Annotated in this window: 27 protein-coding genes and 1 tRNA gene; 14 read left to right on the top strand and 14 right to left on the bottom strand. The window is 70.8% G+C overall.

Going from position 1 to position 26,031, the window contains the following annotated elements; translation table 11 throughout:
* Positions 1–10: 10 nt before the first annotated feature.
* Both ACFWVC_RS11275 and ACFWVC_RS11270 read right to left on the bottom strand, forming a co-directional pair.
* Positions 11–973, bottom strand: a complete 963-nt coding sequence (locus ACFWVC_RS11275) for a recombinase zinc beta ribbon domain-containing protein (protein ID WP_384282223.1) — start codon at positions 971–973, stop codon at positions 11–13.
* A gap of 35 nt (positions 974–1,008) precedes the next feature.
* Entirely contained in the window at positions 1,009–1,212 is a 204-nt protein-coding gene (locus tag ACFWVC_RS11270; RefSeq protein WP_384282220.1) for a DNA-binding protein, read from the bottom strand.
* A gap of 174 nt (positions 1,213–1,386) precedes the next feature.
* Between ACFWVC_RS11270 and ACFWVC_RS11265 the strand changes: the two genes are divergently transcribed.
* Entirely contained in the window at positions 1,387–2,952 is a 1,566-nt protein-coding gene (locus ACFWVC_RS11265; protein WP_384282218.1) for a tyrosine-type recombinase/integrase, read from the top strand.
* 97 nt (positions 2,953–3,049) lie between these two features.
* On the opposite strand, the gene ACFWVC_RS11260 is transcribed toward ACFWVC_RS11265, so the two are convergent.
* Both ACFWVC_RS11260 and ACFWVC_RS11255 read right to left on the bottom strand, forming a co-directional pair.
* Positions 3,050–3,122 (bottom strand) — tRNA-Arg (locus tag ACFWVC_RS11260).
* A 225-nt stretch (positions 3,123–3,347) separates the two neighbouring features.
* Complete coding sequence (locus tag ACFWVC_RS11255) at positions 3,348–3,851, bottom strand: MarR family winged helix-turn-helix transcriptional regulator (RefSeq protein ID WP_384282215.1); 504 nt, start codon at positions 3,849–3,851, stop codon at positions 3,348–3,350.
* A gap of 105 nt (positions 3,852–3,956) precedes the next feature.
* Between ACFWVC_RS11255 and ACFWVC_RS11250 the strand changes: the two genes are divergently transcribed.
* The 3 genes from ACFWVC_RS11250 to ACFWVC_RS11240 all read left to right on the top strand — a co-directional run bounded on the left by ACFWVC_RS11250 (position 3,957) and on the right by ACFWVC_RS11240 (position 6,973).
* A complete protein-coding gene (locus ACFWVC_RS11250) occupies positions 3,957–4,367 on the top strand; it encodes an organic hydroperoxide resistance protein (RefSeq protein WP_384282212.1) in 411 nt (136 codons plus the stop codon).
* A 267-nt stretch (positions 4,368–4,634) separates the two neighbouring features.
* Complete coding sequence (locus ACFWVC_RS11245) at positions 4,635–5,261, top strand: TetR/AcrR family transcriptional regulator (protein WP_384282209.1); 627 nt, start codon at positions 4,635–4,637, stop codon at positions 5,259–5,261.
* Between the two features lie 197 nt (positions 5,262–5,458).
* Positions 5,459–6,973, top strand: a complete 1,515-nt coding sequence (locus ACFWVC_RS11240; RefSeq protein WP_384282206.1) for an MFS transporter — start codon at positions 5,459–5,461, stop codon at positions 6,971–6,973.
* A 94-nt stretch (positions 6,974–7,067) separates the two neighbouring features.
* On the opposite strand, the gene ACFWVC_RS11235 is transcribed toward ACFWVC_RS11240, so the two are convergent.
* A complete protein-coding gene (locus ACFWVC_RS11235; protein ID WP_384282533.1) occupies positions 7,068–7,826 on the bottom strand; it encodes a dioxygenase in 759 nt (252 codons plus the stop codon).
* Between the two features lie 15 nt (positions 7,827–7,841).
* On the bottom strand, positions 7,842–8,471 hold the full coding sequence (ribA, locus tag ACFWVC_RS11230; RefSeq protein WP_384282203.1) for a GTP cyclohydrolase II: 630 nt from the start codon (positions 8,469–8,471) through the stop codon (positions 7,842–7,844).
* Positions 8,472–8,578: 107 nt separating this feature from the next.
* Between ribA and ACFWVC_RS11225 the strand changes: the two genes are divergently transcribed.
* Positions 8,579–9,082, top strand: a complete 504-nt coding sequence (locus ACFWVC_RS11225; protein WP_384282200.1) for a MarR family winged helix-turn-helix transcriptional regulator — start codon at positions 8,579–8,581, stop codon at positions 9,080–9,082.
* Positions 9,083–9,119: 37 nt separating this feature from the next.
* Here the strand turns inward: ACFWVC_RS11225 and ACFWVC_RS11220 are convergent, their stop codons facing one another.
* The gene (locus ACFWVC_RS11220) at positions 9,120–9,761 is read right to left on the bottom strand and encodes a GNAT family N-acetyltransferase (RefSeq protein WP_384282197.1); all 642 of its coding nucleotides are present in this window, start codon (positions 9,759–9,761) and stop codon (positions 9,120–9,122) included.
* Positions 9,762–9,885: 124 nt separating this feature from the next.
* Between ACFWVC_RS11220 and ACFWVC_RS11215 the strand changes: the two genes are divergently transcribed.
* Together ACFWVC_RS11215 and ACFWVC_RS11210 are read left to right on the top strand one after the other, a co-directional pair.
* Positions 9,886–10,875 (top strand): sigma-70 family RNA polymerase sigma factor, encoded by a 990-nt coding sequence (locus ACFWVC_RS11215; RefSeq protein ID WP_319663063.1) that lies wholly within the window; start codon positions 9,886–9,888, stop codon positions 10,873–10,875.
* A gap of 139 nt (positions 10,876–11,014) precedes the next feature.
* On the top strand, positions 11,015–11,224 hold the full coding sequence (locus tag ACFWVC_RS11210; RefSeq protein ID WP_384282193.1) for a hypothetical protein: 210 nt from the start codon (positions 11,015–11,017) through the stop codon (positions 11,222–11,224).
* A gap of 16 nt (positions 11,225–11,240) precedes the next feature.
* Here ACFWVC_RS11210 and mscL read toward each other — a convergent pair whose 3' ends face one another.
* Positions 11,241–11,720, bottom strand: a complete 480-nt coding sequence (gene mscL, locus ACFWVC_RS11205; protein ID WP_384282190.1) for a large conductance mechanosensitive channel protein MscL — start codon at positions 11,718–11,720, stop codon at positions 11,241–11,243.
* Between the two features lie 204 nt (positions 11,721–11,924).
* Positions 11,925–12,347: a hypothetical protein gene (locus tag ACFWVC_RS11200; protein ID WP_384282187.1), complete on the bottom strand. Its 423-nt coding sequence runs from the start codon at positions 12,345–12,347 to the stop codon at positions 11,925–11,927.
* 459 nt (positions 12,348–12,806) lie between these two features.
* Here ACFWVC_RS11200 and ACFWVC_RS11195 point away from each other — a divergent pair, with 459 nt between their 5' ends.
* The gene (locus tag ACFWVC_RS11195; RefSeq protein ID WP_384282184.1) at positions 12,807–13,493 is read left to right on the top strand and encodes a helix-turn-helix domain-containing protein; all 687 of its coding nucleotides are present in this window, start codon (positions 12,807–12,809) and stop codon (positions 13,491–13,493) included.
* A gap of 45 nt (positions 13,494–13,538) precedes the next feature.
* Here ACFWVC_RS11195 and ACFWVC_RS11190 read toward each other — a convergent pair whose 3' ends face one another.
* From ACFWVC_RS11190 to ACFWVC_RS11175, 4 genes are all read right to left on the bottom strand, one after another.
* Positions 13,539–14,549: a zinc-dependent alcohol dehydrogenase family protein gene (locus ACFWVC_RS11190; RefSeq protein WP_384282530.1), complete on the bottom strand. Its 1,011-nt coding sequence runs from the start codon at positions 14,547–14,549 to the stop codon at positions 13,539–13,541.
* 195 nt (positions 14,550–14,744) lie between these two features.
* Complete coding sequence (locus ACFWVC_RS11185; protein WP_384282181.1) at positions 14,745–15,086, bottom strand: FmdB family zinc ribbon protein; 342 nt, start codon at positions 15,084–15,086, stop codon at positions 14,745–14,747.
* A gap of 66 nt (positions 15,087–15,152) precedes the next feature.
* Entirely contained in the window at positions 15,153–16,397 is a 1,245-nt protein-coding gene (locus tag ACFWVC_RS11180) for an MFS transporter (protein ID WP_384282527.1), read from the bottom strand.
* Positions 16,398–16,694: 297 nt separating this feature from the next.
* Positions 16,695–18,194: a potassium/proton antiporter gene (locus tag ACFWVC_RS11175; protein WP_384282525.1), complete on the bottom strand. Its 1,500-nt coding sequence runs from the start codon at positions 18,192–18,194 to the stop codon at positions 16,695–16,697.
* A 221-nt stretch (positions 18,195–18,415) separates the two neighbouring features.
* Here ACFWVC_RS11175 and ACFWVC_RS11170 point away from each other — a divergent pair, with 221 nt between their 5' ends.
* Entirely contained in the window at positions 18,416–21,256 is a 2,841-nt protein-coding gene (locus ACFWVC_RS11170; RefSeq protein ID WP_384282178.1) for a penicillin acylase family protein, read from the top strand.
* Between the two features lie 61 nt (positions 21,257–21,317).
* Here the strand turns inward: ACFWVC_RS11170 and ACFWVC_RS11165 are convergent, their stop codons facing one another.
* Positions 21,318–21,944 carry a 5-formyltetrahydrofolate cyclo-ligase gene (locus tag ACFWVC_RS11165; RefSeq protein WP_384282175.1) on the bottom strand — a complete coding sequence of 209 codons (627 nt, stop codon included), beginning with the start codon at positions 21,942–21,944 and terminating at the stop codon, positions 21,318–21,320.
* Between the two features lie 81 nt (positions 21,945–22,025).
* On the opposite strand from ACFWVC_RS11165, the gene galU reads away from it, so the two are divergent.
* The 5 genes from galU (at position 22,026) to ACFWVC_RS11140 (ending at position 25,940) form a co-directional block, all read left to right on the top strand.
* The gene (gene galU / locus ACFWVC_RS11160; protein WP_384282172.1) at positions 22,026–22,934 is read left to right on the top strand and encodes a UTP--glucose-1-phosphate uridylyltransferase GalU; all 909 of its coding nucleotides are present in this window, start codon (positions 22,026–22,028) and stop codon (positions 22,932–22,934) included.
* Positions 22,931–24,292 carry a gephyrin-like molybdotransferase Glp gene (gene glp / locus ACFWVC_RS11155; protein WP_384282169.1) on the top strand — a complete coding sequence of 454 codons (1,362 nt, stop codon included), beginning with the start codon at positions 22,931–22,933 and terminating at the stop codon, positions 24,290–24,292. Before galU ends, glp begins: the two co-directional genes overlap by 4 nt.
* 63 nt (positions 24,293–24,355) lie before the next feature.
* The gene (moaC, locus tag ACFWVC_RS11150; protein WP_384282164.1) at positions 24,356–24,838 is read left to right on the top strand and encodes a cyclic pyranopterin monophosphate synthase MoaC; all 483 of its coding nucleotides are present in this window, start codon (positions 24,356–24,358) and stop codon (positions 24,836–24,838) included.
* Positions 24,835–25,323 carry a molybdenum cofactor biosynthesis protein B gene (locus ACFWVC_RS11145; protein WP_384282159.1) on the top strand — a complete coding sequence of 163 codons (489 nt, stop codon included), beginning with the start codon at positions 24,835–24,837 and terminating at the stop codon, positions 25,321–25,323. The genes moaC and ACFWVC_RS11145 overlap by 4 nt, the downstream gene beginning before the upstream one ends.
* On the top strand, positions 25,320–25,940 hold the full coding sequence (locus tag ACFWVC_RS11140) for a GNAT family N-acetyltransferase (protein WP_384282522.1): 621 nt from the start codon (positions 25,320–25,322) through the stop codon (positions 25,938–25,940). The genes ACFWVC_RS11145 and ACFWVC_RS11140 overlap by 4 nt, the downstream gene beginning before the upstream one ends.
* Positions 25,941–26,031: the final 91 nt, after the last annotated feature.

Below are 26,031 nucleotides of genomic sequence, written 5' to 3'. Positions count from 1 at the left end.
GGCGCACCGGCTACGCGGTACCAGCGGTGCGCCAGGTCAGCGTGACCCGGTCGTCGACATCCCGCACCCCGCGGGCACGCGCCGGATACACCTGGACCTTCTCCAGAAGCAGCACGAGCAGGCCTCGCTTGGAGTGGGACGGCGCGTGGTCCCACCAACGGGCCAGGTCCTCGACCCCGCCCACCGGCACATCCACGGCCTGCTCCAGGTACCGGAGCTGATAACGGGCCTGCTTCAACCTCTCGCTGATGCTCCGATCAGCGGCGACGAAAGCATCCCGGGACACCTGGCCGTGGGCGTACGGCTCGGCCAGCTCGCCTCTCGACTGCTCCAAGTCGGCGATCTGCGCGCGCAGCTGGTCCGCCTCGGCGCCCATCTTCGTGCGTACCAACTCCAGCGCAGCCTGCGCGCCCGGGCGCGCCAGCTCACCGAGAGCATGCTCGGCCAGGTGATCTTCAAGCAACGCCGCGTTGATGCGGACCTTGCCGCATCCGCCGCGCCCCTCGAAGTTGGTCTGGCAGCGGTAGGAGGGCGAACCTGCGCTCGTACGACTGCCGGTCAGCTGCTGCGCGCACTCACCGCACTCTGCGAGGCCGCCCGTCGCCAGGTACTCGTGATCGCCCTCGCGGGCCTGCCCACTGCGGACACTGCCACGCCGGCCAGGACGGTGCTCCTGCAGCCACCGGAACTCCTCCGGCGTGATCAACGCCTCCCGGCCGGTCTCGCGCAGCTCACCGGAATCGGGATCCCGCTCGAGGCCGGCGATCGCCGGGTTGTCCAGCAGACGGCCGAGCGTCATGCTGGTCCACGCGCCGCCCATGGTCCCGCGGTGACCCTCAGCCGTCATCCACGCGGCGGCCTCGGCCTGCGACTGGCCGGCGCGAATACGTCCCACAGCCTCACGGACAACCTGACGCTCCTGATCGCGGACACGCGTCAGGGCTTGATTATCGAAGCCGTACAAGCGCGGCATGCCACCGATCCCAACTCAACTCAGCGGCCCGCGCATCACTGTCGCAGCGAACCGACACCCAGCGCCTCCCACAATGCCGCCGTGGGAATTCGTACCGTGCTGCCCATATTCAGTGTCCGGACGGGGAACTGCCCGGCCTTGATCAGCTCGTACGCCTTGTTGTGCCCGATGCCCAGGGCGCGGGCCGCGGTCACGACGTTCACCGTCGCAGGCAGCGCCAGAACCTCTTGAAGGCTCATCCCGCGCTGATCGACGGCCGGAGTGCTCGTTGTCGCCATGTCGTTGTCGCGTTTCTCCCCCGCGCCAACTTGTGCCACACCATACACGGGGCTCCCGTAAGGAGCAGCGTCCACCAGGGAAGTTAGGGAAGAATACGCCTGCATAGTGATGCAGGGCTTGGGGGTGGGGGGACAGTGTTCGACGACAAGACGTATAAGCGGTGCTCTTGCCACGGCCCGCTGGTCAACAAGGACGGCGCGCCCGTCCTCGGCGACGACGGCAAGCAGAAGATCGGCCGCCTGGACAAGACCTGCCCCAAGCTCAAGCAGCGCGAGCACGGGTCCTGGTACTACTCCATCGAGCTGCCGCCCGGCCCGGACGGCAAACGCCGACCCCGGGCCAAGCAAGGCGGCTTCCGCACGAAGAAGGAAGCCGCCGCCGAAGCCGAGAGGGTATGGAAGCTCGCACAGGGCGGAGTCGACGTCCTCAGCGACGAAACCGTGGCCGACTACCTGCGCCGCTGGTTCGCCAAGCGTGTCGATCTCAAGCGGTCCACCCGCGCAGGGTACGAGGACTACATCGAGCGGGTCTTCATCCCCTACCTCGGCGGAACCAAGCTGCTATCGCTGCGCAGCCGGCACATCCAGGGGATGTTCGAGAAGCTGTGGGCCGACAACGAGGTCCACGCGGAAAACCACCATCAGGCGCACCAGGCCCTCCAAGCCGAACGCGCCGCGCACGCGGCCTGGAAGAACAGCGAGGACCGGCCCCGTCCCAAGGAACTCCGCCTGGCATGGGAGAACGCCAAGGCCGCCCTGCAGGAGGCCCGCGCCCAGCCCTGGCATGTGACCGGCCCCGGCACCCAGACGAGGATGCTCAACACACTCTCCGGCGCCCTGGACGACGCCGTGAAAGAGAAGCTGATCTCCGAGAACTGGACGAAGCAGGTCGTCCTGCCGAAGTACATCCGCCCCAAGCCGCTGGTGTGGACACCGGCCCGGATCGACGCGTGGCGTCAGACCGGCGAAAGGCCCGGCAAGGTCATGGTGTGGATGCCCGAGCAGACGGGGGAGTTCCTGGACGCCGTCGCCGACCACCGCCTGTACCCGATGTTCCACCTGATGGTCTTCCGGGGGCTGCGCCGCGGCGAGGCAGTCGGCCTGCCGTGGGCAGAGACCGACCTGACGCTGGGCACAGTGCACATCAGTGAGCAGCTGGTGGCCTCCTCGTACGACGTGTGGGAGGACACCCCCAAGAGCGAAAGCGGCGCGCGGACGGTCAAGCTGGACTCCGAGACGCGCAGCCTGCTGGAACTGTGGCGCGAGCGGCAGGTCAAGGAGCGCGCCGCATGGGAGGAGGCCACCAATGTCTGGAAGAACACGGGCCTGGTGTTCACCTGGGAGGACGGCGACGCGTACCACCCCGAGTACCTGTCGCAGGTGTTCATGCGCCTGATGAAGAAGCTCGACCTGCCGCCGGTGCGGCTACACGACCTACGGCACTGCGCGGCGACGCTGTCCCTGGCCGCAGGACTGCACATGAAGGCCATCCAGATGCTGCTCGGGCACTCCTCCTACTCGCTGACCGCCGACACATACACCTCGGTGCTGCCGCAGTTCGAGGAAGCCCAGGCTGAGGCGCCACTCGCCCTCGTTCCGCGAAAGTCGCCGGCGCAGCGGGACCTCCACCAGGAGCCGGAAGGGAAGCCCAGCGACCTCGCAGGGGATGCTGCCGACGTTCCCCAGGGGGATGCCGCATAACGACCCGTTCCCCTTGCGTTCCCCTTGAACGTCAAACGGGCCCCTCGGAGATCACTTCGAGGGGCCCGTTCGATGCTCTGACGCAGGTCAGACGTTGTGCCCCAGGCAGGATTCGAACCTGCGACACCCGCTTTAGGAGAGCGGTGCTCTATCCCCTGAGCTACTGAGGCTGAGCCTTGCGCGGGAAGGGTTCCGGCAAGGCGCTGGCGCCACGGAGGGCAGCCCAGGACAGGGTAGCGGATCGGGGGCGGGGCGGGGTGGACGTGCACTCCCGCTGACGGTGACGGCGACGGTGACGCGGCGTGGGTGCCCGTCGTGGTCGCGTCGCCCGCCGGGCGCGGCTCCGGTGCGAACTGGCCAGCCCCCCACGCCCCGTGCCGGTTGCCGGGTACCGGTCACGCGCCGCCAGGCGCCTCGGTGAGGTCGGCCGTGTCGAGTGCGGAGGTCAGTCGCTCCAGGCGGGTGCGCAGGTCGATGATCTCCTCCAGGCCGAGGCCGGTGGCGGCGGAGATGCGGCGCGGCACCTGGAGGGCGGGCTCGCGCAGTGCGGCGCCGTCCGCGGTGAGGTGGACGGTGACCGAGCGCTCGTCGTCGGCGGAGCGTTCGCGGCGTACGAGGCCGGCCGTGTCCAGGCGCTTCAGCAACGGGGAGAGCGTGCCGGAGTCGAGGCGCAGGTGCTCGCCGATCTTCTTCACCGGCAGGGCGCCGTGCTCCCACAGCACGAGCATGACGAGGTACTGGGGGTAGGTGAGGCCGAGGTCCTTGAGGACGACCCGGTAGACGCCGCCGAAGGCGCGGGACGCGGCCTGGAGCGAGAAGCAGATCTGCTGCTCCAGGCGCAGGTAGTCGTCGGCGGCCCGCGCGGATCCGGATGCGGGGGCAGAGGCAGGGGCGGTCATGGGAACAGGGTATCTCGACTGCCCGCGTTTTAGTTGTGCGCAACTGAGTTGTGTGCTCTACTTGTCGCAACGAGTTCGTACGCGATCGAAAGAGGACGGATTCCCATGGACGCGCTGTACACCGCTGTCGCCACTGCCAACGGACGCGACGGGCGGGCCGTCAGCTCCGACGGCCAGCTCGACCTCGCGCTGGCCATGCCCCCGGTGATGGGCGGCAACGGTCAGGGCACCAACCCCGAGCAGCTCTTCGCGGCCGGCTACGCGGCCTGTTTCGCCAGCGCGCTGGCCCTGGTCGGCCGCCAGGCCAAGGTGGACACCAAGGACATCTCGGTGACCGCCGAGGTCTCGATCGGCAAGGACGACACCAGCTTCGGCCTGGCCGTGGTGCTCCGCGCCGAGCTGCCGGCGGAGCTGGAGAACGAGACCGGCCACAAGCTGCTGGAGCAGGCCCACGCGGTCTGCCCGTACTCCAAGGCGACCCGTGGCAACATCCCCGTCGAGCTCGTCGTCGAGTAGTCGATAGGTCGGTAGTCGGCCGCCGGCAGTCACCAGCCGGCGGCCAGTACGAAGAGGGCCCCGGTCGCCACCGCGCGACCGGGGCTCTTCCCTGTCCGGCTGAATGTGAGTCAGATCACAAAAGGGGCCGAAATATCCGGGGACGCCGTCCCCGTTTACCCTTGTGTCGCGCAAGCGGGGACAGCTTCCCCGCTTCGCGTGGCAGCGGACAACCGCCGGTCGGTACACCCGGTACCACCCCGGCACCGTAGGAGAGGAGGACACGTCATGGCCCAGACCGCCGTGAAGCAGCGCGCGGACGCGACGCGTAACCGTGAGCGCATCATGGCCGCGGCCCGCGAAGTCCTCCTGGAGTACGGAGCCGACGCACCCCTCGACGAGGTCGCCCGCCGGGCCGGCGTCGGCAACGCGACGGTCTACCGGCACTTCGCCGACCGCCAGGAACTCGCGATCCAGGTGGCGCACTCGGTGATGGCCCGGATCGCGGACCGTGCCGAGCAGTTGCTCCTCGAGAAGCCGGACCCCTTCGACGCGCTGCGCGCCTTTGTGCACGAAGCGGCCGACGAGCAGGTGGGGGCGCTGTGCCCGATGCTCGTCGCGAGCTTCGGGCGGGGCGATGCGCGCCTGGAGGAGGGCCGGGTACGTCTGCAAGGTGCCGTCACCCGCCTGATGGACGCCGGCCGCCGGTCCGGACGGCTCCGCGACGACATCGACGTCGGCGATCTGATGGTGGCGATCAGCCAGCTCACCCGGCCGCTGCCGGGGTCGCAGTGCGACATGGGCCGCTTCATCCACCGGCACCTGCAGTTGTTCGTCGACGGTCTGGAGGCGCCGGCACGTTCGCCGCTGGCCGGGTCCTCCGTGACGCTCGAAGACCTTCGGGGGCTGGACTGAGCCTCCGCCGGCGGCCGCGCGCCGTGGCCGGCCGACCGGTAATTCATTAGCCGACCATTCATCCGTTACGTACTGTAGGTCCCCTTCGTCTTCTCTGGCCTCATGAGTCGCGCCCGCCCGCATCGGCGCGCGGCGCCCACGCGGTCCGCAGAGTTCACCATCGTGCTCGCCTCTTCCCTCCGTTAGTGAGTTCATCCATGTCTGAAACGGCCCACGCCCAGCGCTGGAAGGCGCTGGCCTTCATCGCGATAGCCCAGCTGATGGTCGTCCTGGACGGCACCATCGTGAACATCGCGCTTCCCTCCGCCCAGGCAGATCTGGGCATCTCCGACGCCAACAAGCAGTGGGTCATCACGGCCTACGCGCTGGTCTTCGGCGGACTGCTCCTGTTCGGTGGGCGCATCGCCGACCTGTGGGGCCGCCGCCGTACGTTCGTCACCGGCCTGATCGGCTTCGCGGCCGCCTCCGCGATCGGTGGCGCCGCGGTCAACGAGGGCGTGCTCTTCGGCGCCCGCGCGCTGCAGGGTGCCTTCGGCGCGCTGCTCGCGCCCGCCGCGCTGTCGCTGCTCGCGGTGATGTTCACCGAGGCCAAGGAGCGGGCCAAGGCGTTCGGCATCTACGGTGCCATCGCCGGTGGTGGCGGTGCCGTCGGCCTGATCCTCGGTGGTGTGCTGACCGAGTACCTCGACTGGCGCTGGACCTTCTTCGTCAACATCCCCTTCGCCGCCGTCGCCGCCTTCGGTGCCCTGCGGTTCGTCGAGGAGCCCGAAGGCGCCCGTAACAACAGCGCCCTGGACATCCCCGGCGTGGTGCTGGCCACCACCGGTCTGGTCTCCCTGGTCTACGGCTTCACCGTGGCCGAGTCCGACGGCTGGGGCGCGGGCAAGACCATCGGCCTGTTCGTCGCCGCCGCCGTGCTGCTGGCGTCGTTCCTGTTCGTCGAGTCGCGTGTGAAGGCCCCGCTGCTGCCGCTGCGCGTGGTCATGGACCGCAACCGCGGCGGTGTCTACCTCTCGCTGGGCCTGGCCATCATCGCGATGTTCGGCCTGTTCCTCTTCCTGACCTACTACCTGCAGGTCGTCCAGGGCTTCTCCGCCCTGAAGACCGGCTTCGCCTTCCTCCCGATGATCGCGGGCATGATCACCGGCTCGACGCAGATCGGCGCGCGTCTGATGACCCGCGTGCGTCCGCGCCTGCTGATGACCCCGGGCTTCCTGGTGGCGGCGCTCGGCATGCTGATCCTGACCCAGCTCAAGGTCGACAGCTCCTACGCGGGCCTGGTCCTGCCGGCGGAGATCCTGCTCGGCCTCGGCATGGGTACGGCGTTCATGCCGGCCATGAGCATGGCCACCTACGGTGTGCAGCCGCGTGACGCGGGTGTCGCCTCCGCGATGGTCAACACCTCGCAGCAGGTCGGCGGCGCCATCGGCACCGCGCTGCTCAACACCATCGCCGCCAGCGCCACCACCGCCTGGGTCGCCACGCACGCCGCGGAGGCCCGCACGCTGGGCAAGCAGGGCTTCATCAACGCCGCGGCGGTGCACGGCTACTCCACCGCGATCTGGTGGGCGGTCGGCATCCTGTTCGTCTCGGCGGTGATCGCCTTCACCTTCATCACCACCGGCCACGGTGGCGGTGTGGTGGCCGCGTCGTCCGAGGACGGCGCGGAGGGCAACGCCGAGGACATCGTCGTCCCGGTGGTCGCCCACTGACCCGGTCGTCCCGGAGAGACATGTGAAGGGCCCCGCTTCCTCCGGGAAGCGGGGCCCTTCGGCCTGTCGTGGCTCCCGCGTGGGAGCGGGGGGATCAGCCGAACTGAACGGACCGCTTGGCCAGGCCCATCCAGAAGCCGTCGATGACGCTGCGCTGCGCGCCGAGATCCTCCCCTGCCGCGCCCATGGCGACGAAGAGCGGGGCGAAGTGCTCGGTGCGCGGATGGGCGAGCGCCCCCGCCGGGGACGTGTGCGAGAAGTCCAGCAGCGCGTCGATGTCCTGGGAGTCCAGGGCGCGCCGGCCCCAGTCGTCGAACTCGGCCGACCAGCCCGGGACCCCGCCCGCGTGCCGCAGTGCCGCCAGGTTGTGGGTGAAGAAGCCGCTGCCGACGATCAGCACGCCCTCGTCGCGCAGCGGGGCCAGCTTCCGCCCGATGTCCATCAGCTTCTGCGGGTCGAGCGTGGGCATCGAGACCTGCAGCACGGGGATGTCCGCGTCCGGGAACATCTCCACCAGGGGGACGTAGGCGCCGTGGTCCAGGCCCCGGTCCGGGATGTCCTGCACCGCGGTGCCCGGGCCGTGCAGCAACTTCCGCACCGAGTCGGCCAGCGCGGGGGCGCCGGGGGCCGCGTACCGGACCTCGTAGTAGTGCCGGGGGAAGCCCCAGAAGTCGTACACCAGCGGGACGGTCGTGGTCGCGCCGAGCGCGAGGGGGGCCTCCTCCCAGTGCGCGGAGATCATCAGGATCGCGGTGGGGCGGGGGAACGCGGCGGACCAGGCGGCCAGTTCACCGGGCCAGACGGGGTCGTCGGCGAGCGGCGGGGCGCCGTGCGACAGGTAGAGGGCGGGCATGCGCATGGGGCCTCCTCAGGCCGGGAGGTCGAGGGTGTGGTGGGTGTGCTCGGCCTTGGCGCGCAGGTAGCGCACGTTGTCCTGCGAGAGGTGCACGCCGGTCGGCACGCGTTCGGCGACGGTGATGCCGAGCGCTGACAACTGCCCCTCCTTGTCGGGGTTGTTGCTGAGCAGGCGGATGCTGTCCACGCCGAGCGCGGCGAGCATCTGGGCGGCGGCGGTGTAGTCCCGCTCGTCGTCGGCCCGGCCGAGGGCGCGGTTGGCGGCGTAGGTGTCCAGGCCCTGGTCCTGGAGGGCGTACGCGTCCAGCTTGGCGTACAGGCCGATGCCGCGGCCCTCCTGGCGGAGGTAGAGCAGATAGCCGCCCGCGGTCGTGATGCGCTCGGCCGCCTCCCGCAACTGGGGCCCGCAGTCGCAGCGCTGGGAGCCGAGGACGTCGCCCGTCAGGCACTCGGAGTGCGGGCGTACGAGCGGCACCTGCGCCCCTTCGTGATCGCCGAGGCCGAGCGCGATGTGCTCCTTGCCGTCGGCGAGGCCGGTGAAGGTGATGACGTCGGCGGAGGTCGTCCAGCCGTCGGAGAAGCGCAGCGGGATGCGCACGCGCGTACGGATCGCTGCCTGGGGGAGTGCGGGTGCGGTCGTCATGGAAGTCAGTCCTTGCCCGAGTGTTTATTCCTTGAACTTTCAAGCGAGCATGCAGGACGCTACCGGGAATTGCTTGAGGTTTCAAGATAACTTCGTACCATGGGGACATGACGACGAGCAGTCCCCAACCCCGCTGGCTGAGCGAGGAGGAGCAGCATGCCTGGCGCGCCTACATGGCGTCGACCCAGCTGGTCTCCGACGCCCTGGACCGGCAGCTCCAGCGCGACGCGAACATGCCGCACGCCTACTATTCGCTGCTGGTGTGGCTCTCGGAGACGCCCGAGCGCAGCATGCGGATGACGGAGCTCGCGGAACGCTCGAAGATCACGCGCAGCCGGCTCTCGCACGCCATAGCGCGACTGGAGGAGAACGGCTGGGTGCGCCGCGAGAGCTGCCCGTCCGACCGGCGCGGCCAGCTCGCCGTCCTGACCGACGACGGCTTCGCGGCGCTCGCCGCCGCCGCGCCGGGGCACGTCGAGGCGGTACGGGGCGCGATCTTCGACCGGCTCTCACCGGAACAGACAAAGCAGCTGGGCGAGATCTGCCGGATCGTCGCGGAGGGGCTCCAGCCGGAGGAGGGGACGTCGGCGGACCTGCCCTGGCTGCGCTGAAAGGCGCCCCCGGCGCCACCGATCCTCGGGGCACGGCTCAGCCGCCGGGGCTGAGCTCCTTCTCGTACCAGGCGACATCCCAGTAGCGGCCGAACTTCCGCCCGACCTCGCGGAAGACGCCGACGGGGGCGAAGCCGAAGCGGGCGTGCAGCCGCGCCGAGGCCTCGTTGGGCTGGGCGATGCCGGCGTAGGCGCGATGCACGTCCTCGTTCCGCAGGGCATGGAAGAGCGCGTTGTAGAGCAGGGTGCCGACACCCCGGCCGGCCGCGCCCGGGGCGCAGTACACGGAGGTCTCCACCGAGGTCGCGTAGGCGGCTTTCGGACGGAACGGGCTGCTCGTCGCGTAGCCCAGGAGCCGGCCGGCCGATGCCGGGGTGTCCGGAGTATCCGGAGTTTTCGCCGATCCGGGTGTTTCCGGGGATTCGAGGGCAACCAAAAGGCGGTGCGGTCCGTCTTCCGGGTGGGAGAGCAGCCATGGACGGCGCTGTTCCGGGGAAAGCGGTTCCAGGTCGAAGGTGACCGGCGTCTCGCGGACGTAGTGGTTGTAGAGCTCGGTGAGGGCCCTCAGGTCCTCCTCCCGACCCGGTCTGACCTGCACTTCCGGGTGCTTCGACAATGATCCACCTCTCGCTGTGGCCGGACAGGGTACTGCAAGATCGTAAAAAATGGGGCCACGCATGGGAATTGTGTCCGGATTCCAGTCGTTATCCCTTTTCGAGTGGGCAGCCGAGAGGTAGTCGCGAAGCTGCTGAGGGGCAGCTCATTCGACCGACACCCGACCGAACCTTCGCAAGGGAGCACGCATGGCAACCCGTGCCGTCGCCCGCAGCACCACCGGCGGGAAGAGCAGCGCTCGCGCGCACGGCCACGGCGAGATGGCCGACCGAGACCTCGTCGGCATGTACCTCGACGAGATCGCGCGGACGCCGTTGCTCGACGCCGCGCAGGAAGTCGAGCTTTCCAGGGCGATCGAGGCCGGCGTCTACGCCGAGCAGCTCCTCGCGGGTGAGGAGCTGGGTTCGGGAGGCGGCGCCGACCGCGAGGAACTGGAGGCGATAGCCGCCGCAGGTGCGCGGGCCAAGGACGTCTTCATCCGATCGAACCTGCGTCTTGTCGTCGCCGTCGCGCGACGTTACCCGCGCAGCGGCCTGCCGCTGCTCGACCTGATCCAGGAAGGCAACGCGGGCCTTGTCCGCGCCGTCGAGAAGTTCGACTACGCCAAGGGCTTCAAGTTCTCCACGTACGCGACATGGTGGATCCGCCAGGCAATCACCCGGTCCATCGCGGACCAGTCGCGCACGATCCGGCTTCCCGTCCACCTGGTGGAGGAGCTGGGCCGTGTGCGCCGGGTGCAGCGCGAGTTCAACCGTGAGCACGGACGCGACCCCGAGCCCGCGGAGATCGCCGCCGAACTCGACTCCACGCCGGAGCGCATCGCCGACGTGCTGGACTGGGCGCGCGATCCCGTGAGCCTCAACATGTCGGTGGACGACGAGGGCGAGACCCAGTTCGGCGATCTTGTCGAGGACACCTCGGCAGCCTCGCCTGAGGACTCCGTGCTCGTCATGCTGCGGCGTGAGGAACTGGAGGACCTGATCGACCGGCTCGACGACCGGACCGCGTCCATCATCCGGGCGCGCTACGGGATCGTGGACGGCCGTGAGCGCACGCTGACCGAGGTCGGCAAGCAGCACGGCCTGACCCGTGAGCGGATCCGGCAGATCGAGAAGCACGCCCTGGCCGACCTGAAGCGCATGGCGCGCCAGACCGGGCTGTCCATCGAGGCCGCCTGACCACCGGCGGGCGCCCTCCGTGGCGCCCGCACCGACCCCCCACCCAAGACTCGGGCTCCGGTGCCACCCCCCTGCACCGGGGCCCGACCCCTGTCCGGGTTCGGTCGGACAGGTTGAGGCTCCCCGTACCCTGGACCCCATGAGCAGTTCCGACCCCCGCCCCGTTTCTCCGTCCGCGTCCGGCCGGCCGCGCGATCAGCGCGACCCCGCGACGGCGCTGGTCTTCGACGATCCGCTGGAGCGGCAGTCGAGCGACGACACCGACGCGGGCTGGGGCGAGCGCGCGGGGCAGGGCGGTGCGGGAGATCTCGCGCGCTTCCTCGACGAGAAGCCCCCGCACCACATCTGAGACGGGCGCGCCGTGCCTACTGGCGCGTCCGGTTCCCGCCGCCGTGGTCGTAGGGCGCCGGGACGGTGTAACCGCCGCCGTTGCCCTGCTGGCGCGCGAGCAGGTCGCGGATCTCGGTGAGCAGCTCCAGCTCGGTCGGACCGGCCTCGGCCTCTTCGCCCTGGCCGGCCTTGCGCCGCTCGTTGAGCTTGTTCATCGGGAGGATCAGCAGGAAGTACACGACCGCGGCCGTGATCAGGAAGGTCAGCGCGGCACCGGCCACGGAGCCCCACAGCAGGCCCACGCCTTTCGTGAGCTCGCCTCCGGAGGCGACGCAGGGCTTCTCGATGCAGACGATGTAGCCGTCGAGGTTCTTGGTGCCGATGGCACCGATCACCGGGTTGATGAGGCCCTTCACGAACGCGTCGACGATCTTGCTGAAGGCCGCGCCGACGACGACGGCGACAGCGAGCTCGACGACATTGCCACGCAGAAGGAAGGCTTTGAAGCCCTTCAAGGGACGATTTCCTTTCGAACGACCGTGCAGGTTCGGCCTACGGAACCCCGACGAGCAGCGGGTCCCACCACGGGACGGACGGCGGAACCCTGGGGTCCGTGGGCGGTTCGGCCTCTGAGGGTACGGGCTCGCGGGCCGTGCGACACGCCCCTGTCCGACTCGCCCCGACCCGCCCCCTCCGACCCGGGCCGCCTCGGTCCGCAGTCACCGCACCGCCAGCGACAGAGGGGTCTCCGTCGCGGCGCCGGAGAGCGCGGCGGCCGTCCCGCGCGGAACCGAGAGCACGATCAGCGCCCCGCTGCCGCCGCCCCCGGAGTCAAGGCCGAGGCCCCCGGAGAAGGCGGCGGACTCCCGCGGCACGGCCACCACGGGCGCGCCCCGCGCGACGATCCGCGCCGCGGCCATCACGTCCACCCGGTCGCCGGGGCGCACGAGCCGTACCGCCCCCGCGTCCGCGATCCGCACCGGCGCGCGCACCGTGTCCCGCGCCGCCGCGACCGCCGCCGGCGTGGGCCCCGCCCGGCCGGACCACGCGGGACGAGGGGCCTCCCTGGGCGTGGAGGCCGCGACCGCCGCGGCCGTCATGGCCAGGCCCGCCGCGACCATCCGGCGGCGCCGCCGCAGCACCCGTCGCAGGCGATGGCTCCCACCGCCCGCCCTGATCGGTGCGAAGTCCGGCACCGGGTACGGCGCCGGCGCCCCGGCCCCCGCCCGGGGGACCGCACCCGCTGCCGCTGTCGCCACACCACCCACACCCGTCGCGCCAGCCACGCTCTCCGTGCCATTCATGCCTGCCGCGCCCCTCACGCCGTTCATGCCCTTCACGCCCCTCACGCCCGTCATGTCCATCACCGGGACCACCCCCGTCACTCGCCTCTGCGCGGACCTCGCTGTCCGGACCGGCACGAACCACGATGCCGCACCGCGCCGACGCCCGTTTCCGGCCTGTGGACAACTCACCGGTTGTGGATAACTTCGTCGCCCGGTCGAGGGGATGACGAGCCCAGACCTGGCGGCACGGCGCGGGCGGTGGTGTGCTGGTTAGCGAACCGAAGTGCCTGAGCCCGACAACGGGAGGTGGTCGACGTGCCCAGGCAGACCTTGCACGACGACCCGTCCGGAAACTCCAGGTCCCACCCGGGCGATGTGGCCCGCCGCGTCGCACGGCGGCGGGAGCAACTGGGGCTCAGCCGCGAGGAAGTGGCCACACGGGCCGGGATGACCCCGGGCTACGTGCGCTACGTGGAGGAGCAGTGCCACCACACCATCGGCACCAACGCCCTGCTCCGTCTTGCGGGCGCCTTGCGGACCACAGCGAGCCGGCTGCTCGGCGGCGACACCGAGAACTGCCCGGACACGGCCGCGACCGGGCATCCGGTCCCGTGCGACCTCGGTCCTGACGAGTGCTGGAGACGGCTGTCCGGGCAGGATGTCGGCAGGGTCGCGCTGACCACCACCACGGGCCATCCCGCCGTGCTGCCGGTCATCTACGCCGTTGTCGACGGCGCCATCGTCTACCGCACGGCGCCGCAGTCCCCGCCGGCAGCCGGGCACGGCACCGAGGTGGCCTTCGAGGTCGATCAGTTCGACGCGTCCCTCAGCGCCGGCTGGAGTGTGCTGCTCCTGGGGATAACCGAGCACGTCACCGACTCCGACGAGGTGCGCGCGCTCGCCGAGGACGCACACCCGGATCCGTGGGCCGACGGCACCGACGACCTGTGGATACGCATCGTCCCCTCGAACGTCACGGGCTGCCTGATACGCGGCGAGTGAGCCGGGGGCCGGAGGCCGGGAGCCGGGGGCCGGGGCCTCCTGCCGTCAGCCCGGCACGAGCACGGCGGCGCCGTTCACGCGGTCGGCGGCCAGATCTCCCAGGGCCCGGTCGGCGTGGTCCAGCGGGTACGGGGTGGCGGTCACCCTGATCCCGATCCTGGCCGCCAGGGCCAGGAACTCCTGTCCGTCCTGTCTGGTGTTGGAGGTGACACTGCGCAGAGTCCGTTCCTGGAACAGATGGCGCTGATAGTTGAGCGAGGGGATGTCGGTCAGGTGGATGCCGGCGACGGCCAGCGTGCCACCCCGGTCCAGGGCCTCCAGGGCGACCGGCACCAGATCGCCGACGGGCGCGAAGAGGATCGCCGCGTCGAGCGGTTCCGGGGGCCGGGCGTCGGAACCGGCCGCCGAGGCCGCACCGAGTTCCAGCGCGAGCTCGCGCGCCTTCGCCGACCGGGTGAGCACATGCACGGTCGCGCCTTCGGCCAGCGCGACCTGCGCGGCGATGTGCGCCGAGGCCCCGAAGCCGTAGATGCCCAGTCGTCCACCGGACGGCAGATCGCTGCGGCGCAGCGCGCGGTAGCCGATGATCCCGGCGCACAGCAGGGGCGCCAGGTGCACGGCGTCGCGGCCCTCGGCGTCCTCGGGCAGGGCGTACGCGTAGTCCTCCGGGACGCTGGTGAAGTCCGCGAAGCCGCCGTCGGCGTCCCAGCCGGTGTAAAGGGAGTGCGGGCACAGGTTCTCCCGGCCGGACCGGCAGTAGGCGCAGCTTCCGCAGGTGCCGCGCAACCAGGCCACGCCGACGCGGTCGCCCTCGGTGAAGCGGTGGGCGAGCTCACCGGTGGCGATGACGCGCCCGACGACCTCGTGCCCGGGGACGGTCTCCCGGCGGTGCGGGGGAAGGTCTCCCTCGGCCAGGTGGAGATCGGTCCGGCAGACGCCGCACGCCTCGACGCGCAGCAGCAGCTCCGTCGGTCCCGGTACCGGTTTCGGCCGTCCGACACGCACCAGTGGCTCCGTGATCATGGGCCCGGGCCGGTCGACCACCCAACCGCTCAGCATGCTTCCAGTCTGCGGCCCAGGGCCTTGGCCGTGCACGGCGAAACCCGTCGGGGACGGCCGCGCTGCGACCACTCGCGCAGAAGGCCCCCGACGACTTCCGGAACGGAAATCGTCGGGGGCCTTCGCCCGAAAGTGAGGCGCCGCTCAGGCGATCCGGTCAGGCGGCCGCTCAAGCACTCCGCAGCACTCCGCTCAGGCGGCGGAGGTGCTCGCCGAGCTCGACGAGGAGCCGCCGGTGCCCGAGGACGAGCCCGTCGAAGAAGACGACGAGCCGGACGAAGACGAAGACGAAGACGAGGACGACTTCGACTCCGAGCCGCTGCCGGCCGTGGCCGCCGGGGCGCTGCTGGACGACGAGCCGCGGCTGTCGGTCCGGTAGAAACCGGAACCCTTGAAGACAACGCCGACCGCCGAGAAGACCTTGCGCAGGCGGCCGTGGCACGCCGGGCACTCGGTGAGCGCGTCGTCGCTGAACTTCTGCACCGCCTCGAGGCCCTCGCCGCACTCGGTGCACTGGTACTGATAGGTCGGCACTTGCTCCTCCTGGCACTCTGACTCAGTGAGTGCTAACGACGGTCAATAGTGCAGCATTCCGCGGCGTCAGTCCACCGTGACCGGCACTCGGTGACCGATACCACTGCCGTCGCCGCGTGCCGCGACCAGTCCCGCGGACCTCGGGGCGAGCCTGCCGCGCAGTGCCAGCAAGGTGATCAGGGCCAGCGCGGTACCGGCCAGGGGCACGGTGAATCCGGCGCTCGCGCCGATGCCGTCAGCGAGCCGGCCGGCGGCCGTCGCCGCCACCGCCTGCCCGAGCGCGACCGCGCCCGTCAGCCAGGTGAACGCCTCCGTGCGGATCCGCGCCGGCACCAGCGATTCCACCAGGGTGTAGCCGGTGATCAGCGCCGGGGCGATGGTCAGCCCCACCAGCAGCCCGAGTCCGCCGAGCAGCGGAACGGCGTGTGCCGCCCAGAGCATCGAGGTGGCCGCGGTCAGCGCGGCGTAGCCGACGACCATCCGCCGCCGGGGCCCGGACTTCCAGGCGATCGCGCCGCAGACGATGCCCGCCAGCATGTTGCCCGCCGCGAAGGTGCCGTACAGCAGGCCGTTGATGCCCGGCCGCCCGATCTCCTCGGTGAAGGCCGTCATCGAGACCTGCATGCCGCCGAAGACGGCGCCGATGCCGAGGAAAGCGACCGCGAGCACCCGCACGCCCGGCACGGCCAGCGCCGAGGGCGGCCGCTCGCGGGCGCCGCCCGCGCCACGGGCGGCCGGCTCGGGCGCGGTCCGTCGCTGCACCGCGAAGATCAGACCGCCGGCCAGGGTCAGCGCGGCCTCGGCCAGCAGCCCCGCCGCCGGGTGGACGCCGGTGCTCAGCGCCGTGGCCAGCACCGGTCCGATGACGAAGGTGAACTCGTCGGTCACCGACTCGAAGGCCGCGGCGGTCTGCAGCAGCGGGGACCCGGCCGGCAGGGTGGCCGCCCAGCGTGCGCGCACCATGGGCCCGATCTGCGGAACCGAGGCGCCCGCCGGCACCGCCACCGCCAGCAGCGCCCACAGCGGGGCGTGCGCGAGGGCGAGCAGTGCCAGCAGCGTCACGGCCGCCGAGTGCACGATCACACCGGGAACGAGCACCGCGCCCTGCCCGAAGCGGTCGGCGAGCTTGCCGCTCTGCGGGGCGAACAGCGCCATGGCGACGCCGGTGACCGCGGAGACCGCCCCCGCCGTGCCGTAGGAGCCGGTGGTGTGCTGCACCAGCAGCACGATGCCGATCGTCAGCATCGCGAAGGGCTGCCGGGCCGTGAAGCCGGGCAGCAGGAAGCTCCACACGCCGGGCGTGCGCAGCAGCTGTCCGTAGCCGGGGCGCGCCGCGCCGGACGCGCGGTCCCGGAGGTCCCGGTTCCGGCGGCCCCGCCGGTCCCGGCGGGGCTTCAGCGGCGAACGACGGGAGGATCGAGTGACCGTGGATGCCACGGCCCGGGCCTTTCTGCCGCCTGGTAGCGCACCCTGGACGCCTGGTCGCGTGCGGTGCGCCGAGAGCTGTCCTCTCGCGCTTGACCGAGGTAGATACCGGGTGTCCGGCCGCCGGGCGGTCGCGCCAGCTCTGCGTCAGGCAGAGTTGGTGGTGACTGTCGAGCACCCATGTTAACGGCTGGTTTCGCGGCCCGATTCCAGCCATCCGGCCAGCTTGCCGCCCCGACCGACCGCGCGGAGGCGCGCCTCGGCCCGGTCGCGCACCGGGTCGGTCGCGACGACCAAAAGCTCGTCGCCGGTCCGCAGCACGGTCGTCGGCAGCGGCACGAAGCTCTTGCCCTCCCGTACGACCAGCGTGACGGCCGCCCCCGGCGGCAGCCGCAGTTCGTTGACCTCCACGCCGTGCATGCGCGACCGCGAGGGGATGCGCACCGACAGCAGGTGGCCGCGCAGCCGTTCCAGCGGGGCCGATTCGATGCCCAGGTCCTCGGCCGCGCCAGGGTCGCCGATCCGCAGTGCCTTGGCGATCCACGGCAGGGTCGGCCCCTGCACGAGGGTGTAGACGATCACCAGCACGAAGACGATGTTGAAGACCCGCTCGCTCTGCTCGACCTTGGCCACCATCGGAATGGTGGCCAGCACGATGGGTACCGCGCCGCGCAGTCCCGCCCAGGAGATCAACACCTGTTCGCGGAAGGGCGTACGGAACGGCAGCAGGCTCGCCGTCACCGACAGCGGCCGGGCCACCATCGTCAGCACGAGCCCGACGACGATCGCCGGCACGATGTCGTCGCCCAGTTCGTGTGGGGTCACCAGCAGGCCCAGGAGGACGAACAGCCCGATCTGCGCGATCCAGGCGAGCCCCTCGGCGAAGCCGCGGGTGGCCGGCCGGTGCGGGAGCTTGGCGTTGCCGAGCACGACGGAGGCGACGTAGACGGCGAGGAAGCCCGAGCCGTGTGCCATGGCCCCGCCCGCGTACGCGACGACGGCGATGGCCATGACCGCGATCGGGTAGAGGCCGGAGGCGGGCAGCGCGACGTGGCGCATGGCGTACGCGCCGAGCAGGCCGACCGCGATGCCGACGACGGCGCCGATCGCCAGCTCCAGGATGATCTCGCCCAGCAGGACACCCCAGTTGTGCACCGGCCAGTGCTCGGAGAAGGCGACGACCAGGATGACCACGGGCGCGTCGTTGAAGCCCGACTCGGCCTCCAGGATGCCGGTCAGCCGGGTCGGCAGCGGCACCCGGCGCAGCACGGAGAAGACCGCCGCGGCGTCGGTGGAGGACACCACGGCGCCGATGATGATCGACTGCCGCCAGTCGAGCCCGACGAGATAGTGCCCGCCCGCCGCGGTGACGCCGACGCTGAACGCGATCCCGACGGTCGCGAGCGCCGCGGCGGCCGGCACCGCCGGCTTGATCTCCCGCCACTTGGTGCCCAGGCCACCTTCCGCCAGAATCACCACAAGCGCGGCATATCCCAGCACTTGGGTCAGTCCGGCGTTGTCGAATTTGACGCCGAGGCCGTCCTGCCCGATCGCGACGCCGATGCCCAGATAGATCAGCAGGGTCGGCAGTCCGCTGCGCGACGACAGGCGCACCGCGGCGACTGCGATGAGCAGCACGGCGGCGCACACCAGCAGGAGCTCGTTGAGGCGGTCGACAGTCAGGAGCCCGTCCTTTCACCGCAGTTCATTGCCTTACCTAATATTTTACCTGTGCTTGGGGTCGCTGCGATCTCTGCGGGCCGTCCGGGAGCCGCTGTCGCACCGCTTTCATCCCGCTTCCATACCGCTTCCGTCCTCGCTCCCGGCACCGCTTGGGAGGCCGCCGGACACTACGCCTAAGGTGGCCCCTAGCAATCGGTCCACCCTGCCCTCGAAGGACATCGATGCCCCCCAAGACAAAGTCCCGCCGCGTGCGCCTGATCGTGATCGGGGTCGTACTCCTGCTGGTGGCGGGCATCGCCTTCGGGTCGTACTGGAGCGTGGCGACCGTCCGCGCCTCCCTCCCGCAGACCACCGGAACCCTGCAGCTCAAGGGCCTGTCCGGGCCCGTCCAGGTCAAACGGGACGGCAGTGGCGTCCCGCAGATCTACGCGGACACCCCGCAGGACCTCTTCCGCGCCCAGGGGTATGTCCAGGCCCAGGACCGTTTCTACGAGATGGACGTGCGCCGGCACCTGACCGCCGGCCGCCTCTCGGAGATGTTCGGCAGCGGCCAGGTGGAGACCGACGCCTTCCTGCGCACGCTGGGCTGGCGCCGGGTCGCGCAGACCGAGTACGACGACAAGCTCTCGCAGACCACCAAGGACTACCTGCAGGCCTACTCGGACGGCGTCAACGCCTACTTGGCGGGCCACAAGGGTGCCGACCTGTCCGTGGAGTACGCGGCCCTGCAGCTGACCAACGACTACACGCCGGAGAAGTGGACGCCGGTCGACTCGGTCGCCTGGCTCAAGGCCATGGCGTGGGACCTGCGCGGCAACATGCAGGACGAGATCGACCGCGCGTTGCTGACCAGCCGGTTGAACGCGAAGCAGATCGCGAGCCTCTACCCGACATATCCGTACAAGCAGCACAAGCCGATCGTCGACACCGGAACGGTCAATACCGTTACGGGTGCTTACGAACCGCCCAATTCCACCACGAGCGGTGCATCTGGCGACACTTCGGGCACCGGTACGGGAACCGGCACCGGCACGAACGCCGACACCGGCACGGGAACCGGCACTGGCACCGATGCAGGCACCGGCACCACCGTCGACGAAGCCGCCGGCAGCCTGCAGTCCCAGCTCGCCTCGCTCTCCGGCACCCTCGACCAGATCCCGGCGCTCCTCGGCCCCAACGGCAACGGAATCGGCTCCAACTCCTGGGTCGTCGCCGGTGACCACACCACCACCGGCAAGCCGCTGCTCGCCAACGACCCGCACCTGGCGCCCCAGATGCCCTCGCTCTGGTACCAGATGGGCCTGCACTGCACGACGGTCTCCGAGGCCTGCCCCTTCGACGTCGCCGGCTACACCTTCTCCGGCATGCCGGGCGTGGTCATCGGCCACAACCAGTCGATCGCCTGGGGCATGACCAACCTGGGAGCCGACGTCACCGACCTGTACCTGGAGAAGCTGAGCGACGACAGCTACCTCTACAACGGCAAGCAGGTTCCCCTCGGTACCCGCCAGGAGACGATCAAGGTCGCCGGGGGAGCGGACCGCACGATCACCGTCCGCACTACCAACAACGGCCCGGTGGTCTCCGACCGCAGCTCCGAACTGCTCAAGGTCGGCGACCGGGCGCCGGTGCCCAACTCCGCCCCCGACCGCGGCGACGGCTATGCGATCTCCCTGCGCTGGACGGCGCTGGACGCGTCCAACACCATGGACGCGGTCTTCAAGCTCGACACGGCGACCGACTGGAATCAGTTCCGGGCCGCCGCCCGCGACTTCGCCGTTCCGTCCCAGAACCTGATCTACGCCGACAACAAGGGCGCCAAGGGCCACATCGGCTACCAGGCCCCCGGCCGGATCCCGGTCCGCGCCAAGGGCTACGACGGCACGTACCCGGCCCCCGGCTGGGACCCGAAGTACCACTGGGGGGCGAACGGGGAGAAGTGGATCCCCTTCGATGCCATGCCGTGGGAGTACGACCCCCCGCGCGGCTACATCGTCACCGCCAACCAGGCCGTCGTCGACGAGCGCTACCCCTACCTGCTGACCAAGGACTGGGGCTATGGCACCCGTAGCCAGCGGATCAACGACCTGATCCAGTCCAAGATCAAGGACGGCGGTCTGGTCTCGATGGACGACATGCAGAAGATGCAGAGCGACAACAGCAGCGAGATCGCCAAGCTGCTGGTGCCGGTCCTGCTGAAGATCGACATCAAGAACGACAAGGACGACTACGTCCGCAATGCGCAGAAGCTGCTGGAGACCTGGGACTACAACCAGGACGCGGACTCCGCGGCCGCGGCCTACTTCAACGCGGTCTGGCGCAACACCCTCAAGCTCGCCTTCGGCAACAAGCTGCCCAAGGAGCTGCGGCCGAAGGGGCAGTGCCTGACCGTGCCGGCGATCGACAGGTCCGGTCCGGTCGACGACCTCAGCGGCAAGTCCAAGCTGGTGCGGGAGTGCGGCCAGCGCGACGCGGACCAGGCGCAGCCGGACGGCGGCGACCGCTGGTTCGAGGTCGTGCGGTCGATCATCGACGAGCCGGACAACCCGTGGTGGACCACGTCCCCGACGGCCTTCTTCGACAAGGACAGCGGCAAGCCGCGCACGACCCGCGACGAGCTGCTCGCCCAGGCCATGAAGGACGCCCGCTATGAGCTGACCGCCAAGCTCGGCAAGAACATCGACACCTGGAGCTGGGGCCGGCTGCACCAGCTGACCCTGCGCAACCAGACGCTGGGCACCGGCGGCCCGGCCGTCGTCCGCTGGCTGCTCAACCGCGGCCCGTGGAACCTCGGCGGCGGCGAGGCGGCGGTCGACGCCACCGGCTGGAACGCGGCCGGCGGCTACGAGGTGGTCTGGGTGCCATCGATGCGGATGGTGGTCTCGCTGGACGACTTCGACAAGTCGCGGTGGATCAACCTCACCGGCGCCTCCGGCCACGCCTACAGCGCGCACTACTCGGACCAGACGACGAAGTGGGCCAAGGGCGAGCTCCTGCCGTGGGCGTTCACCCAGCGGTCCGTCGACGCGTCGACGGAGGACACACTCGCGTTGACCCCGTGAGGAGTTGACGCCGGAAGTACGTTGAGGGGCGGGCCCGGATGGGCCCGCCCCTCACGCGTGTTCAGCGGCTCTCGTGGCTCTCGTGGCTCTCCGGCCCCCCGAAACGCCGTACACCGTCCGGGGTGACCACCGCGTCCACCGGCCGGTCGTGCGGCTCGGCGGGCACGCGCTCCAGCACCTCGTGCCCGTACAGCAGGACCACCAGGGCCGGTGTCGCCCCGGCCGCCTCCAGCCGGGCCAGCACGCGGTCGTAACTGCCGCCGCCGCGCCCCAGTCGCAGGCCGCGCGCGTCGACCGCGAGGCCCGGCAGCAGCACGGTGTGGGCGCCCGTGACGGCTTCGGGGCCGAGGCGGGGGCCGGTGGGCTCGTACAGGCCGCGTTCGGTCCGCACGAGCGCGTCCGGGCCCTCGTAGCGCCCCCAGTCCAGATCGTTGTCCGGCAGCAGGACGGGCAGCAGCACCCGCTCGCCGCGCTCGCGCAGCGCCTCCAGCAGCGCGCGGGTGCCCGGTTCCGCGCCCATCGAGACGTAGGCCGCCACGGTCTGTGACGCAACCGACAGTTCGGGCGACTCCAGCGCGTGTCGCGCGATCCCCCGCTCCGCCTCCGCGCGGAAACCAGCCGTAAACTCACTCCTCACCTGGAGGAGATGTTCTCGCAACCCGGCCTTGCTACCGTGGCTGCCACTCATTTGGCCCACAATCGCCGCCTATCCCCTTCAAGCAACCGGAACTTCATCTTCACCTCATATGCAGCGGTTATTGTGCAGACCATGACTCACGCGCGTACTCGGATCAGCAAGGCTGTCATCCCCGCAGCCGGCCTCGGCACCCGTTTCCTTCCCGCCACCAAGGCGACGCCCAAGGAAATGCTGCCGGTCGTGGACAAGCCCGCCATCCAGTACGTGGTCGAGGAGGCCGTCGCGGCCAACCTCTCCGATGTCCTCATGATCACCGGCCGCAACAAGCGCCCGCTCGAGGACCACTTCGACCGCAACTACGAGCTCGAAGAGGCCCTGACCCGCAAGGGCGACGAGTCGCGGCTCGCCAAGGTCCAGGAGTCCAGCGACCTGGCCACCATGCACTACGTCCGCCAGGGCAACCCCCGGGGCCTGGGCCACGCTGTGCTCTGCGCCGAGCCGCACGTCGGCGACCAGCCTTTCGCGGTCCTCCTCGGCGACGACCTGATCGACCCCCGCGACCCGCTGCTCAGCACCATGATCGACGTGCAGGAGCGGCACGGCGGCAGCGTCGTCGCGCTGATGGAGGTCGACCCGAGCCAGATCCACCTCTACGGCAGCGCCGCGGTGGTCCCCACCGACGACGCGAACGTGGTCAGGATCACCGACCTCGTGGAGAAGCCCGCACCGGGCGAGGCCCCCTCCTCGTACGCCATCATCGGCCGCTACGTCCTGGACCCGGCCATCTTCGGCGTGCTCGGCAAGACGCAGCCGGGCCGCGGCGGCGAGATCCAGCTGACCGACGCCCTGCGCGAACTGGCCCAGGAGGGCGGCCCGGACGGGCCCGTGCACGGCGTGATCTTCAAGGGCCGGCGTTACGACACCGGAGACCGTGCCGACTATCTGCGTGCCATTGTCCGACTGGCATGCGAACGTGATGACCTGGGCCCGGACTTCCGGTCCTGGCTGCGTTCGTATGTCAACGAGGAGATGCAGGCTTGAGCAGAAGTACGGCCGCCGGTGCCGATCGCGTCTGGTCCGTCTCGGAACACCTCGACAACATCCTCCGGCAGTTGAGGCCACTGGAGCCGATCGAGCTGCAAATCCTCGACGCCCAGGGGTGCGTGCTGGTCGAGGACGTCATGGTGCCGGTGTCGCTGCCGCCCTTCGAGAACAGCTCGATGGACGGCTACGCGGTCCGCACCACCGACACCCAGGGCGCGAGCGGCGAGCATCCGGCCGTGCTCACCGTCATCGGTGACGTGGCCGCCGGCAGCGGCGAGCCACCGGCCGTCGGCCCGGGCGAGGCCGCGCGCATCATGACGGGCGCCCCGCTGCCGCCCGGTGCCGAGGCCGTCGTCCCGGTCGAGTGGACCGACGGCGGCAGCGGCGAGGCGGGCCCCGTCACCGGCATGCCCGCCGCGAGCCGCACCCCCGGCGCGTCCAGCGGAGAGGTCCGGGTCTACCGGCAGGTCGAGGCGGGCGCGCACGTCCGCGCCCGCGGCAGCGACGTGGCCGCGGGTGAGCTGGCCCTTGCCGCGGGCACGGTGCTGGGTCCGCCGCAGATCGCGCTGCTCGCCGCCGTCGGCCGGGCCGCGGTGCGGGTGCGGCCCCGGCCGAGGGTCGTCGTGGTGTCCACCGGCAGCGAGCTCGTGCCGCCCGGCGAGGCGCTCGGCCCCGGGCGCATCCACGACTCCAACAGCTACATGCTCACCGCCGCCGCGCGGGACGCCGGTGCCCAGGCGTACCGCGTCGGCGCGGTCGCCGACGACGCCGAGACCTTCCGCGCCACCGTCGAGGACCAGTTGATCCGCGCCGACCTGGTGGTCACCAGCGGCGGCGTCAGCGTCGGCGCGTACGACGTGGTCAAGGAGGCGCTGGGCGAGGAGATCGAGTTCCGCACGCTCGCCATGCAGCCCGGCAAGCCGCAGGGATTCGGCTTCGTCGACGCGGGCGCCCGCGCCGAGCCCCCGACCACCGACGCCGCCGCGGAGGACGAGGAGGCGGCCGCGGAGCCCGAGCGCACCCCGCTGGTCGCCCTGCCGGGCAACCCGGTCAGCGCGTACGTCTCCTTCGAGCTTTTCGTGCGCCCCGCGATCCGCACGCTGATGGGCGTCGAGCCCGTCCACCGTCCGTCGCTGCGCGCGGTCTGCACGACGGCCGTGGCCTCCTCGCCGAAGGGCAAGCGCCAGTTCCTGCGCGGCCGCCACGAGGCCGCGGCGGGCACGGTCACCCCCGTGGGCGGCGCGGGATCGCACCTGGTGGGGGCACTCGCCCACGCGAACTCGCTGATCGTGGTCCCGGAGGACGTCACGGAGATCGCCGCGGGCTCCGAGGTGGACGTGGTGCTGCTCGACTGAGCGGGTAGCGTACTGCCCACGCGAGCACGCGAGCACGCGCGAGCAGTGGGAGTGCCGGTAGCGATGACAGAACAGCAGCGTCTGACACACGTCGACGACGCGGGGGCGGCCCGGATGGTCGACGTCTCCGGGAAGGACGTCACCTCCCGCACCGCGCGCGCCACCGGCCGCGTCCAGGTCTCCCCGCGCGTCATCGAACTGCTGCGGGGCGAGGGCGTTCCCAAGGGCGACGCCCTCGCCACCGCGCGCATCGCCGGCATCATGGGCGCCAAGCGCGCGCCCGACCTGATCCCGCTCTGCCACCCGCTGGCGGTCTCCGGAGTGAAGGTCGACCTCGTCGTGGGCGACTCCTCCGTCGACATCACCGCCACCGTGCGGACCACCGACCGCACCGGCGTGGAGATGGAGGCCCTGACCGCGGTCAGCGTCGCCGCGCTCACCGTCGTCGACATGGTCAAGGCCGTGGACAAGGGCGCGGTCATCACCGACGTACGGGTCGAGGAGAAGACCGGCGGCAAGTCCGGGGACTGGAGCCGCAGCTCGTGAAGGCGCTCGCGATCACCGCGTCCAACCGCGCCGCCGCCGGGGTCTACGAGGACCGGGGCGGCCCCCTCGTCGTGGCCGGGCTCGCGGAGCTGGGCTTCACCGTCGACGGCCCGCGCGTCGTCCCGGACGGCGAGCCGGTCGGGCACGCCCTGCGGCAGGCGGTGGCGGAGGGCTACGACGTCGTCGTCACGACCGGCGGCACCGGCATCTCGCCCACCGACCGCACCCCCGAGGTAACCCGCGACGTGCTGGACTACGAGGTCCCCGGCATCGCCGAGGCCATCCGCGCCGCCGGCCGCGAGAAGGTGCCCACGGCGGTGCTCTCCCGTGGCGTGTGCGGGGTTGCCGGGCGCACCCTGGTGGTGAACCTCCCCGGATCCACCGGCGGCGTCAAGGACGGGCTGGCCGTGCTGGCCCCTCTGCTCGTGCACGCCGTCGACCAGCTCCGCGGCGGCGACCACCCTACGTCTGGGAGACCGAGCTGAACGTGTCCTGGCCGGCCGAGCTGGTGGACGGGGACGTCCTCCTCCGCCCGATAAAGATGCGCGACCAGCGCGCCTGGCGCGAGGTCAACCGCCGCAACCGCGACTGGCTGCGGCCGTGGGAGGCCACCGTGCCGCCCGCCCCGCCCGGCCACCTGGCGCTGCGGCCCACCTACCGGCAGATGGTGCGGCACCTGCGCCACGAGGCCGCCTCCGGCCGCATGATGCCGTTCGTCATCGAGTACCAGGGGCGGCTGGCCGGGCAGATCACCGTCGCCGGCATCACCTGGGGCTCCATGTGCAGCGCCCATATCGGCTACTGGGTCGACGAGGCGGTCGCCGGGCGCGGCGTGATGCCGACCGCCGTGGCGCTCGCGGTGGACCACTGCTTCCGCGCGGTCGGCCTGCACCGCATCGAGGTGTGCATCCGGCCGGAAAACGCGCCGAGCCGGCGGGTGGTGGAGAAACTCGGCTTCCGCGACGAAGGACTGCGCCCCCGCTATCTGCATATCGACGGGGCGTGGCGGGACCATCTCGTGTTCGCGCTGACGGCGGAGGAGGTGCCGGAGGGATTGCTTCACCGCTGGCATCAGGCACGACCCGGCACGGCTCACAAATAAAATATCTGTTCGAAATATGTCGCCGTTCCGACTCTCGCACGAACGCAATCAGAAAAAAATTTCGGCGTATCAGCCAGATCGTGCGACACAC

The organism is Streptomyces sp. NPDC058691, from assembly GCF_042714775.1.
In the GTDB taxonomy this organism is placed as follows: domain Bacteria; phylum Actinomycetota; class Actinomycetes; order Streptomycetales; family Streptomycetaceae; genus Actinacidiphila.
This window is presented reverse-complemented; position numbering and strand designations above follow the sequence as displayed.

Coding starts and splice junctions, on each gene's coding strand:
- ACFWVC_RS11275 (WP_384282223.1), bottom strand. CDS start 973: ATGCCGCGCTTGTACGGCTTCGATAATCAAGCCCTGACGCGTGTCCGC.
- ACFWVC_RS11270 (WP_384282220.1), bottom strand. CDS start 1,212: ATGAGCCTTCAAGAGGTTCTGGCGCTGCCTGCGACGGTGAACGTCGTG.
- ACFWVC_RS11255 (WP_384282215.1), bottom strand. CDS start 3,851: ATGACCGCCCCTGCCTCTGCCCCCGCATCCGGATCCGCGCGGGCCGCC.
- ACFWVC_RS11250 (WP_384282212.1), top strand. CDS start 3,957: ATGGACGCGCTGTACACCGCTGTCGCCACTGCCAACGGACGCGACGGG.
- ACFWVC_RS11245 (WP_384282209.1), top strand. CDS start 4,635: ATGGCCCAGACCGCCGTGAAGCAGCGCGCGGACGCGACGCGTAACCGT.
- ACFWVC_RS11240 (WP_384282206.1), top strand. CDS start 5,459: ATGTCTGAAACGGCCCACGCCCAGCGCTGGAAGGCGCTGGCCTTCATC.
- ACFWVC_RS11235 (WP_384282533.1), bottom strand. CDS start 7,826: ATGCCCGCCCTCTACCTGTCGCACGGCGCCCCGCCGCTCGCCGACGAC.
- ribA (WP_384282203.1), bottom strand. CDS start 8,471: ATGACGACCGCACCCGCACTCCCCCAGGCAGCGATCCGTACGCGCGTG.
- ACFWVC_RS11225 (WP_384282200.1), top strand. CDS start 8,579: ATGACGACGAGCAGTCCCCAACCCCGCTGGCTGAGCGAGGAGGAGCAG.
- ACFWVC_RS11220 (WP_384282197.1), bottom strand. CDS start 9,761: ATGCGTGGCCCCATTTTTTACGATCTTGCAGTACCCTGTCCGGCCACA.
- ACFWVC_RS11215 (WP_319663063.1), top strand. CDS start 9,886: ATGGCAACCCGTGCCGTCGCCCGCAGCACCACCGGCGGGAAGAGCAGC.
- ACFWVC_RS11210 (WP_384282193.1), top strand. CDS start 11,015: ATGAGCAGTTCCGACCCCCGCCCCGTTTCTCCGTCCGCGTCCGGCCGG.
- ACFWVC_RS11170 (WP_384282178.1), top strand. CDS start 18,416: ATGCCCCCCAAGACAAAGTCCCGCCGCGTGCGCCTGATCGTGATCGGG.
- ACFWVC_RS11165 (WP_384282175.1), bottom strand. CDS start 21,944: ATGAGTGGCAGCCACGGTAGCAAGGCCGGGTTGCGAGAACATCTCCTC.
- galU (WP_384282172.1), top strand. CDS start 22,026: ATGACTCACGCGCGTACTCGGATCAGCAAGGCTGTCATCCCCGCAGCC.
- moaC (WP_384282164.1), top strand. CDS start 24,356: ATGACAGAACAGCAGCGTCTGACACACGTCGACGACGCGGGGGCGGCC.